We start from the raw sequence: 15,789 nt of genomic DNA, 5'->3' as shown, positions 1-15,789 counted from the left end.
CAGGAAGTCTTAAGAAAGAGGGGATAAACATCTGATACGGACAACTCGCAATACGATACGCAACGATGAAAGTGGTGAACAAATCTGGCACTAACGGATGCGCCTCTTTTATATGATTATAATATTAACAAGAAATGCCCGCCATTGTTCTTAAATGCGAATTATAACTTCTTACTGTTGGAAGATTATCTATAAATCGGGCATGAGGGTAAGAGTGCTTACAAACAATTCGGCCCGCTTTATTGGGGGCTGCCAAACCTCGACCGGCACCTGTACCACCCGCGGATATAAATTCGGACCGGAGGTATGGATGGTATTCCGCACACCGGACCAACGTACCCTTGCGGACAGTCCCGAGCCCGGCAAGCCATAATTCCGTCGGGTCAATTGAACAACCGCCTCTCGGAATATGTTCATATCATGGGCCGGTCCCGTATGCAGCTATTTTCCGGGGTACATGACATTGAGGACATACCGCCTGATGCCGACATCCGAGGTTATGTTTAAATTTGTATATTAATTTATATTTTTATATATTTGCAACAGTTGTTGTCTAATTTACATCAGAATGACACGTGTTCGGAATATGGGAAGAATACTGTCCGCATTCCTCATGCTGGGAATTTCCTCCATGTGCGGAGCCCAGATATATAAATACTTGGGAATAGAGGACGGATTGAGTAACCGGAGGATTTACCGTATCCAAAAAGACGGGAGGGGATACATGTGGTTCCTCACCCAGGAGGGGATGGACCGTTATGACGGCAAGCGGATCAGGCATTACACTGTTCTTGACGGCAATCTGAAGGTGGCCCCGCAAGTCAATCTGAACTGGCTCTACACCGACACGGAGAACACGCTGTGGGTTGTGGGAAGGAAAGGCCGTATTTTCCATTACGACACCCTCCATGACCGTTTCCGGATGGTATACAGGATACCCGGTCTTCAGGATGACTTCGCCACGGGCATGCTCTGTTACGCCTATATGGACCGTGGGGACCGCATATGGCTCTGTCAGGGTGACCATATCATCCGCTATGACACCCGCACAGGCATTGCGCAGCGGCTGGTCTCCCGTTTAAGAGGTGATATAACCGCTATCAGCGAGACGGACGGTACAAACCTTTTCATCGGTACCGTGAACGGACTTTTTCCGGTACGGGAAAGGGACGGTGTCCTTGAGGCGCTTGCGGACACGGACAGCATCCGGACGCCGGTCAGCGAACTCTACTACCACCCCGGTTCGAAGAAACTGTTCGTGGGAACCTTCAGGAAGGGCATACTTGTATACGGAGTGTCCGCAGGCAGTACGCTGCGGAATGTGGCCGTCAACCGGATCACCCCTCTCAATGACCGGGAGCTGCTGATAGCCACGGGCGGAAGGGGGGTATACAGGATGGATATGGACTCGCTAGTGCCCAAACCCTATATAACCGCCGACTACGCCAGCCACAACGGCATGAACGGAGACAATATCAATGACATTTATGTGGATGGCGGGGACCGTATCTGGCTTGCCAACTACCCCGCCGGAGTCACAATCCGGAATAACCGCTACCAGAGCTATGAATGGTTCCGGCACTCACCGGGCAACAGCCGGTCGCTGGTTAACGATCAGGTGCATGATGTCATCGAAGACAGCGAAGGCGACTTGTGGTTCGCCACCAGCAACGGGATCAGCCTGCTGCAGCCTGCGGTAGGACGGTGGCGCTCCTTTCTCAGCCGGTCCGATGGGATACAGGATGGCGGGAACCATATCTTCCTGACGCTCTGCGAGGTCTCGCCGGGTGTCATCTGCGCCGGCGGGTACGCTTCGGGCCTGTACAGGATCGAAAAGAAAACCGGGAGGGTGGAATACTTTCCCCCCTCCTTTGCAGCAGAGGGGCGTCCAGACCAGTATATCAATGACATCGGAAAAGATTCCGGAGGATGTATATGGACAGGGGGCTGCCACAATCTCAAACGTTTCGATCCCCATGACGGCACAGTACGCCTGTACCCGGTCCCGGGCCCCATCACCGCCATACTGGAGAAGGCTCCGGAATGGATGTGGATCGGTACCGGCATGGGGTTGTACCTGCTTGACGGGCACGGGGGGACCTGCAGACATATCGCCTTTCCAGTCGAGGCGGTTCATGTCTATGCACTGTACCAGGCACCGGACGGGCTCCTGTATATCGGCACCGGCGGGGCGGGACTTCTCGTCTATGACAGCGTGGAGGACAGGTTCGTCCGCCAATACCAGACCGAGAACTGCGCCCTGATATCCAATAACATCCATACCATTGTCCCCCGTGCGGACGGCACCCTGCTACTGGGGACCGAAAACAGCGTGGCCCTGTTCCGGCGTGAGAGCGGCACTTTCAGAAACTGGACGGCAGAACAAGGGCTGGCAAGCGTATGCCTCAATGCCGGGGTATCCACTTTCCGGCACGGGGAAAGCTTCGTGTTCGGGAGTAACACCGGAGCCGTCATGTTCCCCTCCGACATGAGGATACCCGCCCCGCATTTTTCTCGGATGCTCCTGCGGGATTTCATGATCTCCTACCGCCCCGTCTATCCCGGGGACAAGGGATCCCCCTTGAGGGAGGATATTGACAATACCGTCAGGCTGGAACTTGCATATGACCAGAATACCTTCTCCCTGGAAGCTGTCTCCATCAACTACGACTATCCCTCGAACATCCTATATTCATGGAAATTGGAGGGGCTCTACGAGGGCTGGAGCCATCCGGTCCAGAGCGGGCGGATACAGTTCACGAGCCTGCCCCCAGGCAACTACACCCTGCGTATCCGTGCCGTCTCCAATGAGGAGAAATACAAGGTGTATGAGGAAAGAAGCCTCGGTCTGAGTGTCGCCCGGCCGCTGTGGGCGGGTACATGGGCCATTGCCGGATATGCGTCATTGTGTGTGTTGGCTGGGGTGGTGTCTTTTCGCGTTGCCATGTTGCGCAGGCAGAAAAGGATATCAGACGAAAAGACGTGCTTCTTCATACATACTGCCCATGATGTCCGTACTCCGCTTACGCTGATCAAGGCTCCGCTGGAAGAGGTGGTGGAGAAAGACATGGTGAAGGCGGAGGGGATGGACAATGTACGGATGGCCCTGAAAAGCGTGGACGGACTTCTGGGATTGGTCACCAGCCTGATAGATTTCGAGAGTACGGACAACTACACCTTGAGACTTCATGTCTCGGAATATGAGCTCAACAGTTATCTGGAGACGACCTGTGAGGCATTCCGCACATATGCCTCCATCAGGGACATCGATATCACCCGTGAGAGCGGCTTCCCTTACCTGAATGTCCGGTTTGACAAGGACAAAATGGACTCTATATTGAAGAATATACTGTCCAACGCACTGAAGTACACTCCACGGGGCGGGAGTATCCAGGTCCGTGCCTTCGCGGACCGGCATGTATGGGGTGTGGAAGTGGAAGACACGGGGATTGGCATTCCACCTGAGGAACGGAAGAAACTGTTCAGGAACCATTTCAGGGGCAGTAATGCCGTCAATCTGCAAGTGGCGGGAAACGGTGTCGGACTGATGATGGTACATAGGCTGGTAAGGCTGCACGGAGGCAGGGTCCGCGTTACCAGTACCGAGGGGAAGGGGACCATGGTATGTGTTATTTTTCCCCTGAGGAGCAGACGCCTTGACAAGGCATGCCCCGTTGCTTCGCCCAGGAAACAGGATACCGGGGAAACCCGCATGGGACCGGATTGCGGCCCCATGCGTGAGATCCTTCCAACAATGACCGGCGGGGACCGGCAGCGTATTCTTATTGTGGAGGACAATGACGATTTGCGGACCTACCTTGAGGGGCTGCTGAAAGAGGAATACCTGGTCCAAACCTGTTCCAACGGACGGGACGCGCTGCTTGTGGCGAGAGAATACAATCCGGACCTGATACTTTCGGACGTTATGATGCCTGAAATGGGAGGGGACGAACTTTGCGCGTCCGTCAAATCCGATATTGAGACATCCCATATCCCGGTCATGCTGCTGACCGCCTTGGGAGATGAGAAGGACATGCTGGAGGGGCTGGAAAACGGAGCTGACGCCTATATCACCAAACCGTTTAGCATAAACGTGCTCAGGGCGAATATCAGGAACATACTGGCAAACCGGGCACTGCTCAAACGGGCATACGCCGGTCTTGAGGACGGAGTCGGACAGGTTCCGCCGGACTGCCACAATACCCGGGACTGGAAATTCATGGCCTCCGTAAGGGAATGTGTCATGAAGAATATCGACAACCCCGGTTTCTGTGTGGACATGCTCTGTGGCATGCAGAACATGAGCCGCACCGGATTTTTCAACAAGTTGAAGGCGCTCACCGGCCATGCCCCGGCTGACTATATCCGCTCCATGCGGCTGCAATATGCGGCACAACTGCTCAGGGAAAAAGACTGTTCGATAACGGAAATCTCGGATGACTCGGGGTTCTCCGATGTCAGATATTTCAGGGAGGTGTTCAGGAAGTACTATGGAATGAGCCCGAGTGAGTACAGGAATTCGATGAGAGGATAACATCACGGGCAGACAGACTCCAGGATATGGCAGGTCTTATTGTCGGAGATGGTGTATGTTTCGCTCCGCACCGACAAGCCGGGCACGGTTAACTCGTTCACCGTAATGATGAAGGCGAACAGCCGCCCTGCCCCAGTATTGAGGCTCGTGCCTGATAGGGATAGTAGAAATAATAGTGTTCGTCCAACAGCCCGCCTGTGAGCGGTGTCGGACTTTCAGTTTTCCATACGAGACCGCCCGTGTCGGCATCCCTCTCGGCTGTCAGTTTCACGTTGGAATAGACTGTTTGAGTGCCCCGCACCACGTATAGGCCGCAGGCCCCGCCTTCGGAAAACTTGGTTTGGCAGCCATTCTCCACAGTACGGGTGGTTTTGCGAACAGCCGACGTATATCCACCATCGGTAACGGAGAAAGTAAGTTGCTGCGCCTTGTCTTGGTTGCCCGGGAGCTCTTCTTGCGTACAGGCGGCAAGCGATAGGAGCACCGCCGCCGGAATCGAATGTAGAATGCTTTGCTACAGTTTCTTTCTTTAATGTGATTAAAAAGCGCACACGGCCAGAAACCTAACTTTATAAGTACTTATCATTACTTTCCAGAGTGGCATCTGGAAAGTGTATGGCATATGCATTGTTAGGGCTATAATATGCCTCCGTAGACGACCAGTAAGAGGTGGTATAAATTGGCGTCGGACCGCCGGCAGCGACGAGGGATGGGTTGACTATATAATTCCAAATTTCGGCATTCGGAAAATCTTTCATCATAATCTTATCATCAGTAAGTCGGGCTGGGGTTAGTCTGCCTGTGGGGTCAGTGTCTTTCGGTATACAGAAGACGACACCGGCGACCGTCTTGCCCGCTACGGATTGCGGCTTCGGGTCTGCGATGACCTGAGCTTTCCCATTGGGATAGCGTTTGCGCAGTCCGCCGTCCGAAGTGCTCCTGCCCGAATAGATGTAGTCCCCAGCCTTCACTTCATCGGCAGTGTAGTGTATTGTTTTGGCTACCGCCACATTCTCCTCGCCGCCATCAATCCAGGTGTTGCCCGGCACCGTCTGCACCACGTCTATTTCATTCGTTTTTCCTCCGTGACACCTTCGCCCGCCATGAGCGTGAACTCTACTTTTGCCATGCGGTGGTTGAAACGGAGGCTGACGGCTTGGTCATAACCTCCCACTACGGTGACGTATAGAAGGCCGAAGCCGGCATACCCGCCACTTTGGTCGATATCGGCATTCGGAGTCCGTGCCGTGACACATGTCTCGGTAGTGCTCTTCCGGTAAATGGTGTTTTCAGCATCCTTTGGGACAGTATTGCCCGAGGCGTCCATTACGTACCTTTGGAGGCTGAGCATGCCATCCAGCATCACTCCTATCTCCTTGCCGCCGGCACGGGGGTGCGGTTGCGCCACCTCCGCTGTCAGTCGCAATGGGTACTTGCCATCGGGTAAACGTGTAGTAGATTCTCCCGTTTCCATCTTGCCGCAAGAGACGAGTAGCCCGCCCGCGAGCATCAACATCGGCTACCAGCCGCTGATGCGCATCCATCGTCCGGAATATCCTGTTCCTTTCACATCGTTATTTTTCTTTGTTTTATGTGGTTAGAAAGCGCACACGGCACGCACATTGAGTGCGCCGTCCTTTTCGCTGAGCTGTGCGAAGGCATTGTAGAAATACACGCTAAAAGCGCCATTCTTATTACTGGGGCTCTCCGAAGAAGACCAGAAACGTTTATGGTTATTGCGCGGTGACAATGCGTCACCGCCAACGGCGGAGATGGAGACTTCGACTATATCCCTCGTCTCTGTGTTGTCCCGTGTGTACGCAATATTATCGACATCCTTATAACATAGCATGTGCAGTTCCTTTACCGACGGCAAGAACCATCCGGTGCTGTTTGCCGGGGCTGGATTATTTGCGATAAATGTTTTCAGGACCTCAGCAGGATTGACCAAGGCATCGGTTTTGCCGTTTGTCTTGCAATATCCGTTATACGCCCACAGCACTTTCGTGTTCTGGTAACCGAGTATCCTGTTTATGTTGCCGGTCGCATCGAAACCAGTGGCAATGTTTACGTACTCATCCTTATCGACAGGATTGAAATCTGTTCCTCTTTGAAAATCCGCCACCCAGTCGTTAACGTTTTGCCACGAGACGTTGCCCGGAGCATCTTTAATCGACACGGCAAGGCCATGGGTGCAATTGGGATGTTCTTTCACCATAATCTTGTCGAAATCCAGAGACGCCGGCGTGATCCGTCCTTCAGGATTGGTCTCTGCCGGTGTCCAGAAGACGATGGCCGCCACGCTTGCCTTCTGCTCCTCGGTCAGGGTAGTACCCTTAGGCAGCAGGTTGCCGTCGGCGAGCAGGTAATCTCCCCGTTGCATCGTGTAGTCCTTTACAGTTGTCACCGCGCCGTCCACCTTGTATCTCTTGTAACTGCCGGTAGAAAGGCCGGACGGGGTTATGGTGAACTCCTTGCTTCCCTCGTCATAATGTCCTTCGATAGTCGGTGCGGGAGTCGCGTGATTCACCAAGTAGCGGTATGTACCATCGTTCACGCGCAGCGGCTGGGCAATGCCAGAGAATGTAGTGGCGGGTGACACGGCGTAATCAGGAATCCTCTCGTCGGTAAACTTGTATTTAACGGTATTCGGCATCTCGATGACGGCCAATGCCATACGATGGTTCATGGTGAAAGAGAGGTGGAGGGTGTTGTCTTCCCCTGTCGTTGCGGAGCCTTCGGCAGTCATCAAGTCGGAGGCGGTATATGCCGCATGAGTACTTTGGTCGTCCTGAGGCTGCCAAGCGGAAACCAACGGGGCGAAGAATTCCGTGTCGGTCAAGGCTGAGCCTGTGGGAGTGGCAGTCTTTCCGCTCATATCCGTTTAGTAGGGATAGTAGAGGTAGTAGTGCTCATCCGACAATCCCCCCACAAGTGTCGTGTTGTCCTTGGACTTCCACACGAGGTCGCCCGTGGCGGCATCCCTCTCTGCGGTCAGTTTCACGTTGGAATAGAGGGTTTGAGTGCCGTGCGTCACGTATCGCCGTCAGGCATGTTTTTCCTGCCGCTATGAACAACGGCGGGGGTATATGGTTATCCGGATGTTGCCGATGGAAAAAATCGGCTGGAAGAAGAAATAAATTTCTCGCAACGTTTCACAACAGCTTTGACCTGATGCTTTTCAACACACGCCACACCGTCATGCCTGAGAGCTTTATTCTCTTCCTAAGCAGATAGTTGGCAATCCGTTGCGCTCCCCATCTTCTTGTCTCACGCACAGATTAAGGATAATGGTTTCAATTTCAGGTGTTATCTTCATATTGGCAAGTCTTGATGAACGTTTAGACTTATCGGACAATTCCGACTTGCCTTGTTCTTTCTCGCAATTTATCCAACGGTATAACGTGGAACGGGTAATCCCGCACCGAAGGGCAGTTTTTGTCACAGAACCCGTTTCGACGTATAGCTCAAGCCATTTTTGGCGCATCCGTATATCTTCTTTCATGCAACGAAGATACGGATTAAGATTTGCCAACGAAAAGAAAAAGTGTAGCGTATCTATTGATACTTTGCAATTAAATACTACTCCGCTTTTCAGCCATCTCCTTAATACCAGCCTGTCAATCTACACATTGTTGAGAAGCCATTCATGATTAATATGATCAAAACAACCCTTAATGTCACCTTCCAGTATCCATTGTGGTAAACAGTCTCTACTCAACCATCTATGAAGTGCGTCTATTGCATCCGCAGTACTTCTAAACTTTCTGAACCCATATGAGTTCGCATCCGCTTCACTTTCAGTTATAAGTTCTAAAGCCATAAGATATATCCTGCACGGCTCTGTCCTTCATGGTTGGTATTCCCAAAGATCTTGTCTTGCCATTTGCTTTGGCTATGTTGACCTTCCTCAGCGGGAAGGCCTTATATCCTCTCCTTTTCAATAAACATATAGCTTCTATTTTCTTGGCATCAGTGTCCCACTTCATATGGTCAACCCCTGCCGTACGTTTACCTTTATTGGAAGTTACTTTCCTTATCGCCAATGCCTTGGCTTCGTAGGAAGTGGCAAGTAGGTACCGTAAGGCCTTTACCTTGTTGTACCTCTTTTCTTTGTGGGCCTTTGCTATTCGGACCTGCAGTTTTCTCACTTTACGCTCATATTTGGAAGAATCGATATCTTTTCATGTCGTGTTTCGTACGGTTAAAGATGCACACTCGGCTTTTGCCTTGCTCATTTGCAGTTTCTTCATTTTATTAAAGTTCTACAATCGTTTCACAAAGAATTACCCTGCGGAAGTCTGCCTGATTTCGCATGGGGTGATGTTTAAACCTCTATCCTCCGCATTACACAGAATCATTCACTTTCTCCGCAATCCTTTACCCGCACCACATTCGGCTTTTCTTGCAATTGGCTTACCTGCCTGACATAGACAGGAGAAATACGGGTTTACCAAGTTCCGTACAAGTAACTGACGCCCGACTTAGAGCCCGCCCCTCCACCGCCAGTATGATGTCCGTGTAGCCTTACATTCCCAAAAGACTATCCTGACTACCCACCTTTTGGCTATAGCTTATAAATATCCGTAAGCTATTTCTTTATTACGATGGTGTAGCGATTCACATATGTTACTCATATCAGTCAGCCTAACAGCCTATACATTGGATATTTCTGTAAAGGACTGCATTGTCAAGAGGGCTTCGCACTAAACCATGACTGGTAAAGCACGCCTCTTTAGACTACTATTGACAGAACAATAGGTTCAGGCACAGTGCTGAACAATTACTTGTACGACTTCTTGTCGCACGGAATACCTAAAGATACAAAAAGGCCAACTAATTCGCAATAATTTGGCTATGAATTAGTTGGCTAATTTTATATTATTTAATAAATACCCCTATTCAGTTCGATTAATGGAGCTGAACTATAAATTTGGACGTTTGCCTTCTTATACAAGATTGACATTCATTGTTTCCGCTATTGTTTTGTTTTCAATCAGCATTCAACTGTATCAACATGAACAGTCGTTTGAAAACTTGAAACTCATTTTCCAAAAACATAAATAATCAACAGATTATTAAAGGTAATCAGTTGGACTATACATTATCTCAGAAAATATATCTATTTGACCTTCATTATATCTTTCAACAGTCCCAACGGCTCATCTGTAGTGATAAAGTCGACTTTATCCCAAAAGTATTGCATGTCCTCTTTTTTATTAACCGTCCATACATTCACTTTTAGCCCCAAGGCATGGCAACTTTCAATCCAATCGGTATAACGGTAAAATTCAGAGAAGTGATAATCCGGTCCGGCACTACCCAATTCTTTCAGTTGTTGTGGAGATAAGTCCCCTTTCAGATAATATACAGGAGTGCTTGTGGGAGCCTGACGGATCAGTTCCTTTAATGCGTGAGACGAAAAGGTGATATATATCATCCGGGGTTCGAGTCCCATCTTCTTTATCATCGAAACGATCTCTTCAACAGCTTTTATCTCCCGTTCGGGTTTACTATGAGCTTTCAACTCCAGCACCAGCTTCAAAGATGTTTTCCGCTTAGCTGTTTCCAGAAGCTCTTTTAAGGAGGGTACGCATTCTCCATTCGCTAACCATAACCCGGTTAATTCCTTCAGAGTGGACTCTTCAACCTTATGCCCTTGAATAATCCCATCATGGCTAACCACCAAACCATTATCTTTTGTCAGCCAGACATCAAACTCCGAACCATAACATCCTATAGAATCCGCTTTCAACAAAGATGTAATGCTATTCTGTGCTGATCCTTGGGTTTTCCAGAAACCACGATGGGCAATCACCCGTGTTTGTGCCGAAGTATTGGCAATCATAAACATAATTGCCAATAAACACATTACCTTTTTCATTTTGTCCTTTCCTCTAATTGTTAGTTATATAAGAGCTGATTCTCTAGTATCCCGGATTCTGCACTAGATTGGGATTTACTTCTATCTGATCTTGTGGAATAGCAAGCCAATAGTTCTTGGGAGCGGTAAAATTACGAACGCCGGTTTCTTTCATGTCCGTAAGTTTATAAAAACTATCAGCGGTTTTTCCGGATAATGTCCAGGATTTCTGATAACGCATCATTTCAGTATGGGCAATTTTCCAACGGCGCATATCATGGAAACGTCTGCCTTCCATAGCCAATTCAATGGAGCGTTCATCATGTAATATTTCGCGCAACTTCTCTCCTGAAGGAATACCACCGGCTTTTGCCCATGAATCTGCAAAGGTAGGTAATCCGCAACGTTCACGTACTTTATTCAAATAGGACAGACTGGCAGTACTCAGTGTGCCGCTATATTCGAAATCCGCTTCTGCATAACTCAGATAGAGTTCGGCCAGACGCATATAAGGAAAGCACCAACGGTTGTAGGTTATTTGATCGGTAGTCCTATTATAGGTATCATATTTAGACACCCATTTCTGACAATAATAACCGTTGTCCGTTTGATACTCATCCTTGGCATTGCCATTATTCTGCTGCATTTCACCACGTCTGCATTTGAGCACTATTGTCTTTCCCTGCACGTCATAATTTCCACGATCAAAGCCAATAGAGGCATAAAAGCGCGGATCACGATTCCTGTGAAAACGTACCGTACTATCACCTGGTGCAATGGAATACGGATCAAGCTTCTTAGTCTCGGGGTCATCTGCCCAAGGTAGACCGTTCTTGGTATAATACCTACTCACACAATCCCACGTCGGGAATAAGGACCCTCTAAAACCTTTGGTCGAATAACTTGTAAATTCAACACGAGGAGCCATATTCTTGATACAGTAGGAAATAGTTCCCTGTTCAGCAAAGCCAAACAGGACTTCATTCCAGTTAAATCCGCTACCACTGATCCCATCACCGACAAAGGCTTCATGATAGTTTTTCTTCCCTTGCTCCAAGTCATTGGTCGAATTTCCATAAAGTTTGTAACCGTTCTCTTCGCAAAGGTCTATGGCCTCTTTGGCAGCATCCATCGCTCTCTTCCACTTTTCCCGGTCATAAGTCTGGTTAATCAGAAAAGTGCCGTCGGGGTTTTTAAAGTCGGAATAAAACTCACTATTCCCATTGACTAACGGCGAGGCGGCATAAAGCAACAGCCGAGCCTTGAAAGCCAAGGCAGCAGAAGAGGTAGCCCTGTTTCTCTTACTTGAATCCCATACGCCAGGAAGTAATCTAGCTGCTTCCGAATATTTATTGGCAATGAAATCGACACATGTATCATAAGGAGAACGGGAGGTCATCATCTCGGCCGGAGAACTTTCCATTGGTATTTCCTTGTCAATAATAACTATCGGTCCATAGTACTCCAGCATGATCTGATGATAATACCCGATCAAAAACAGCGCTTCACCTTTCCACCAGCTCAGGTTTTCGGGGGTAATGTCCGATACCCTATCCAGATTATTAAGCACATTATAGCAATTGCGGATACTTTCCCATACTGCTTTCTTCACAGCACCCTGCGGATAAGATTTTGCTGTATTGCTCCATAATGAGTAATAAGTCGTTGTTGGGGATTCTTCCCCATAAACCAGACTGCGGAAATGAAACCAGCGCGTTGTTCCTCCTTTGCTCGTTATGATTTCGTTTCCTCCGGTAAAATCAGGAAATTGTTGGGGATGGAAATAGTTAGGGATATTCGCGTAGCAAGACAGTACCATTCCTTCAGCCTGATATTGTGTCCGGTAGATATCATCCACGGTAGCAGTACCTTGCGGAACCACATCAAGAAAATCACATGATGCCATCATTAAACAGCCGATTGCCGACAGGCATAACTTTGTATATATATTTTTCATAACTTATTCTGTTCTTAATTAATAATGAAACTGAATCCCGATCTTGGCCGTGCGCTGTAGCGGATATTTCAAACCATTCCCACTTCCCATTTCAGGATCCCAGGTACTGAACGGAGAGAATGTCAGCAAATTAGTACCTGCTGCATACACACGCAGCCACGGGAAGAAGGAATAGCCCAGTTCGGCATTCTTCAGGCGCAGGAAAGCTGCGTTACGTAGGTAATAAGTGCTGGTTTGCGCATTGTTCGTGATAAATTCGGGTGATAATCGGGGATAGGCGGCACCGGCTACATTATTGCTTTCCGACCAGTGGTCATCAACGATATACTGTGCAATGTTATATCCTTTATGGCCCGCTTCGCTGAACGGATGAATATCGCTCATCATTAAACTGACTTTGGCCACTCCCTGGAAAAACAGAGACAAATCCCACTTTTTATACTTCAACGTTCCTCCAAAACCATAGATAATCTCCGGAATTTCAGGATTGCCGATAATCGTCCTGTCATAACCATTCACCACGTTATCACCATTCAGATCTTTATATTTAATATCTCCCACCGTATAATTTCCGAACGACTGTTTGGGAGATCTGTCTATTTCCTCCTGAGAAGTAAACAATCCGTCAGACACATATCCCATAATACTGTTTATCGGGTGTCCGATTCTTGAAGAATAGGGTTCTACATTCACCGGTTCGTCTATCTCCGTAATCTCATTATGTGCATAGGTCAGACTACCGTTCAGGCGGAGCACCCAATCTTTGCCAATTACTTTGCTGTATGCTACACTCATATCCACACCCTTATTCTTTACCGAGCCAATGTTGGCATAAGGCAGCATACCTGTCACTCCCATTGTTGAAGGGACGGACGAACGTTGCATAAAAATTCCACTACGGTCTTCCTTGAAATAATCAATGGTTATATCCATAGATTCAAGAAGGGTCATATCGACACCTAAATTCAGCTTTTTCGATTTCTCCCATGTAGCGTTCGCATTACCATAAATATTTACAAGCGGCCCATTCACGCGGGTACCGCTACCAGTCCACCAATCCAAATTATTATTCATACTGACTTCTGTTACATAGGGAAAGCGAGTGGCAAGCGCATCATTTCCGGTCAATCCATAAGTAGCTCGGATTTTCAGAGTGGAAACTGTTTTTTTTAACGGTTGGAAAAACTTTTCATTAGAAATAGTCCATCCTAGGGCAATCGCAGGGAAGAATCCGAAACGATGCCCGCTTCTGAAATTCTCCGAGCCATTATAACCAAAGGTAGCCTCAAGCAGGTAACGCTGACCAAAACTGTAGGTCAGACGTCCGGCCATCCCTTGCTCACGGTAAGGAAGAAGATCTTTTTCAGCTCCGCCGTCCTTCACTTTCTTGGTTTCTTTCATGTGGTAAACAAGGGTAGCTCCCACATCATGTCCACCAAACTGGCGTGAGTAGTCCAGCGCTCCCTGTAAAGACCAGACACTCTCTGTCGGATCACGCCCGGAATTGCTCTTCAGATAAGGTTCTCCCGGCTCACCGATAGTCGAAGTCTTATAAAGGTAGTTTCCCTGATCATCCATCGTATAGTCATCAGATACTTTATAGTAGAAAGGTACAATCCAATGATCCAGCCAGTTAAAACTGTAATTATAGAAAGATGCCAGTCCGGTGAGTTTTAACCCTGGTGTGACAAACTTCAAGTCCTGTTCGAGATTGAAAGCGGTCGTCATATAGACATAATTTCGTTCCGTATAACCTTCACTCAATTTGGCGTAAGGATTCGGCTCTGATTTTCCCACATCCCACGGATCATTGCTACCGTAGCGGATGTATGTATCCCCTGGTTCAGCAGGAAGTGTAGCAGGAAAACGTACGGGATTCCCATGCATGGAATAGGCGAACAAATTCCGGGTACTTGTTTTGGGGGCATGGTGGTAGAACAACTGCGTATTCATATTTAGCCCCACTTTCGTCGTAGAGGTAACACGGGCTGTCACATTACTCTGAAACAGGTATTTCTTGTTGCGCATACCCACATCAAGCTTATCTTCCTTGGGTTGCCGGATGATACCATTTTCATAGAAGATTCCAGCATTCAGGAAGTAATCCACATTTTTGCTTCCGCCCTTGATGGAGATATTCAAATTCTGATTAACGGCGAAGTCTTTGAACAACATACTGTACCAGTCATTGTTTGGGAACAGGTAGGGATTTGCATTGGCACGTGTTTTATCTATCTTATCCCGGCTATAGAAAGGCTCATACTCTTGGTTATTGGCAATAGCCTGATTATAAACGGCTTCATTATACATATCCATGTAAGTCGGGCCATCTGCCATTTTCTGCACATAGGTAGGCATGGAGAAAGTATTATCAAAGCGGATATCTACAGACATTTTCTCGGAAAGCTGTCCTTGCTTGGTAGTAACGATGATAACTCCGTTAGCCCCCCGTGAGCCGTATAGGGACGTTGCCGTAGCATCTTTCAGCACAGAAAACGACGCGATAGATTCTGGAGGAATATTGTTCATCATCGTAGCGTTGATTTCCACACCGTCAAGTATGATCAGCGGTGAGGTATTCGAACCAAAAGTTGATATACCACGTATATAGAATTTCGCCTCATCAGAGCCTGGTTCACCCTGTGTTTGTACGGCGATGATACCTGGAACGTTCCCGGCAAATGAAGTACTAAGATTACTGGATGTCATCTTCAGGTCTTCCGGCTTCACTGCCTGCACAGCTCCCACGAGGGATTCTTTCTTTTGTTTGCCAAAACCGACCACGACCACTTCATCCAGCATCATACTCCTGTCCGGAGTCAAATTAACGGAAATGAACTTCTTATCTTTTACCACTACCGTTTTCTTCTGGTACCCAACATATGAAATGGTCAATGATGCGTTCTTTGCCAACTGTATAGTGAATATACCGTCCACATCTGTTATAACCCCGTTCTGCGTTCCACTTTCCAATACGGTAGCTCCAATAACAGGCTCTCCGTTTTCGTCTCCCACATATCCTTTCATTTCTGCTTTTACTTCTTTTTGCTGGCTCTCGTCGATCTTTCTATTATCTGCCGCCGTTACAACGGAAACGGGAAATAATGTGAAGGCTAACCATAACAGGATGCAACAGCTTTCGCTGGTAAGGCATCCTTGTTTTACTTTACAGTTCATATATCAATAGATTTTTGATTAGTAGTGTAGATTTTTCTCTGAAATACAGGGAGGTGTGTCGTAATGCACGATGTACCCTCTTTTTTATTCATTACTATACAACTCTGTTCATTTTCTTTTCTATTATTCATTGTGTGTGCAATTTATTTTATAATTATTTCTTTGACTTTATATAAATTACAGTACAAATTCTCAAACTAAGAATCGTTTATATATACGATAGGAAAACAACTCTCTCTTCCGCCCGAAGGCTGGCTG

The 15,789-nt window shown here is 48.0% G+C and carries 12 protein-coding genes; 1 reads left to right on the top strand and 11 read right to left on the bottom strand.

What is annotated here, in order from left to right; translation table 11 throughout:
• Positions 1–568 precede the first annotated feature (568 nt).
• Entirely contained in the window at positions 569–4,534 is a 3,966-nt protein-coding gene (locus KQP79_RS14205) for an ATP-binding protein (protein WP_004308134.1), read from the top strand.
• 97 nt (positions 4,535–4,631) lie between these two features.
• Here the strand turns inward: KQP79_RS14205 and KQP79_RS14200 are convergent, their stop codons facing one another.
• From KQP79_RS14200 to KQP79_RS14150, 11 genes are all read right to left on the bottom strand, one after another.
• The gene (locus KQP79_RS14200) at positions 4,632–4,805 is read right to left on the bottom strand and encodes a hypothetical protein (RefSeq protein ID WP_004308133.1); all 174 of its coding nucleotides are present in this window, start codon (positions 4,803–4,805) and stop codon (positions 4,632–4,634) included.
• Positions 4,806–5,103: 298 nt separating this feature from the next.
• Complete coding sequence (locus KQP79_RS14195) at positions 5,104–5,583, bottom strand: DUF1566 domain-containing protein (RefSeq protein ID WP_224262685.1); 480 nt, start codon at positions 5,581–5,583, stop codon at positions 5,104–5,106.
• A 14-nt stretch (positions 5,584–5,597) separates the two neighbouring features.
• Positions 5,598–5,861, bottom strand: coding sequence for a fimbrillin family protein (locus KQP79_RS14190; protein WP_225483525.1), 264 nt, complete (start codon positions 5,859–5,861; stop codon positions 5,598–5,600).
• Positions 5,824–6,078, bottom strand: a complete 255-nt coding sequence (locus tag KQP79_RS14185; RefSeq protein ID WP_225483524.1) for a hypothetical protein — start codon at positions 6,076–6,078, stop codon at positions 5,824–5,826. Before KQP79_RS14185 ends, KQP79_RS14190 begins: the two co-directional genes overlap by 38 nt.
• A gap of 53 nt (positions 6,079–6,131) precedes the next feature.
• A complete protein-coding gene (locus KQP79_RS14180; RefSeq protein ID WP_004308132.1) occupies positions 6,132–7,412 on the bottom strand; it encodes a fimbrillin family protein in 1,281 nt (426 codons plus the stop codon).
• 336 nt (positions 7,413–7,748) lie between these two features.
• The gene (locus KQP79_RS14175; protein WP_008771115.1) at positions 7,749–8,039 is read right to left on the bottom strand and encodes a helix-turn-helix domain-containing protein; all 291 of its coding nucleotides are present in this window, start codon (positions 8,037–8,039) and stop codon (positions 7,749–7,751) included.
• Between the two features lie 120 nt (positions 8,040–8,159).
• Entirely contained in the window at positions 8,160–8,357 is a 198-nt protein-coding gene (locus KQP79_RS14170; RefSeq protein WP_008775183.1) for a reverse transcriptase domain-containing protein, read from the bottom strand.
• Complete coding sequence (locus KQP79_RS14165; protein WP_004308130.1) at positions 8,335–8,685, bottom strand: reverse transcriptase N-terminal domain-containing protein; 351 nt, start codon at positions 8,683–8,685, stop codon at positions 8,335–8,337. The genes KQP79_RS14170 and KQP79_RS14165 overlap by 23 nt, the downstream gene beginning before the upstream one ends.
• A 971-nt stretch (positions 8,686–9,656) precedes the next feature.
• Positions 9,657–10,418 (bottom strand): glycerophosphodiester phosphodiesterase family protein, encoded by a 762-nt coding sequence (locus tag KQP79_RS14160; protein WP_004308129.1) that lies wholly within the window; start codon positions 10,416–10,418, stop codon positions 9,657–9,659.
• Positions 10,419–10,461: 43 nt separating this feature from the next.
• The gene (locus tag KQP79_RS14155) at positions 10,462–12,354 is read right to left on the bottom strand and encodes a RagB/SusD family nutrient uptake outer membrane protein (RefSeq protein ID WP_004318653.1); all 1,893 of its coding nucleotides are present in this window, start codon (positions 12,352–12,354) and stop codon (positions 10,462–10,464) included.
• Between the two features lie 18 nt (positions 12,355–12,372).
• On the bottom strand, positions 12,373–15,531 hold the full coding sequence (locus KQP79_RS14150) for a SusC/RagA family TonB-linked outer membrane protein (RefSeq protein ID WP_004318652.1): 3,159 nt from the start codon (positions 15,529–15,531) through the stop codon (positions 12,373–12,375).
• Positions 15,532–15,789 lie beyond the last annotated feature (258 nt).

The organism is Bacteroides sp. DH3716P (assembly GCF_025914115.1).
GTDB lineage: Bacteria > Bacteroidota > Bacteroidia > Bacteroidales > Bacteroidaceae > Bacteroides > Bacteroides ovatus.
Note: the sequence above shows the minus strand (reverse complement) of the source record. Positions and strands in the feature narration are given on the sequence as shown.

Coding starts and splice junctions, on each gene's coding strand:
- KQP79_RS14205 (WP_004308134.1), top strand. CDS start 569: ATGACACGTGTTCGGAATATGGGAAGAATACTGTCCGCATTCCTCATG.
- KQP79_RS14190 (WP_225483525.1), bottom strand. CDS start 5,861: ATGGACGCCTCGGGCAATACTGTCCCAAAGGATGCTGAAAACACCATT.
- KQP79_RS14185 (WP_225483524.1), bottom strand. CDS start 6,078: ATGGATGCGCATCAGCGGCTGGTAGCCGATGTTGATGCTCGCGGGCGG.
- KQP79_RS14180 (WP_004308132.1), bottom strand. CDS start 7,412: ATGAGCGGAAAGACTGCCACTCCCACAGGCTCAGCCTTGACCGACACG.
- KQP79_RS14175 (WP_008771115.1), bottom strand. CDS start 8,039: ATGAAAGAAGATATACGGATGCGCCAAAAATGGCTTGAGCTATACGTC.
- KQP79_RS14170 (WP_008775183.1), bottom strand. CDS start 8,357: ATGGCTTTAGAACTTATAACTGAAAGTGAAGCGGATGCGAACTCATAT.
- KQP79_RS14160 (WP_004308129.1), bottom strand. CDS start 10,418: ATGAAAAAGGTAATGTGTTTATTGGCAATTATGTTTATGATTGCCAAT.
- KQP79_RS14155 (WP_004318653.1), bottom strand. CDS start 12,354: ATGAAAAATATATATACAAAGTTATGCCTGTCGGCAATCGGCTGTTTA.
- KQP79_RS14150 (WP_004318652.1), bottom strand. CDS start 15,531: ATGAACTGTAAAGTAAAACAAGGATGCCTTACCAGCGAAAGCTGTTGC.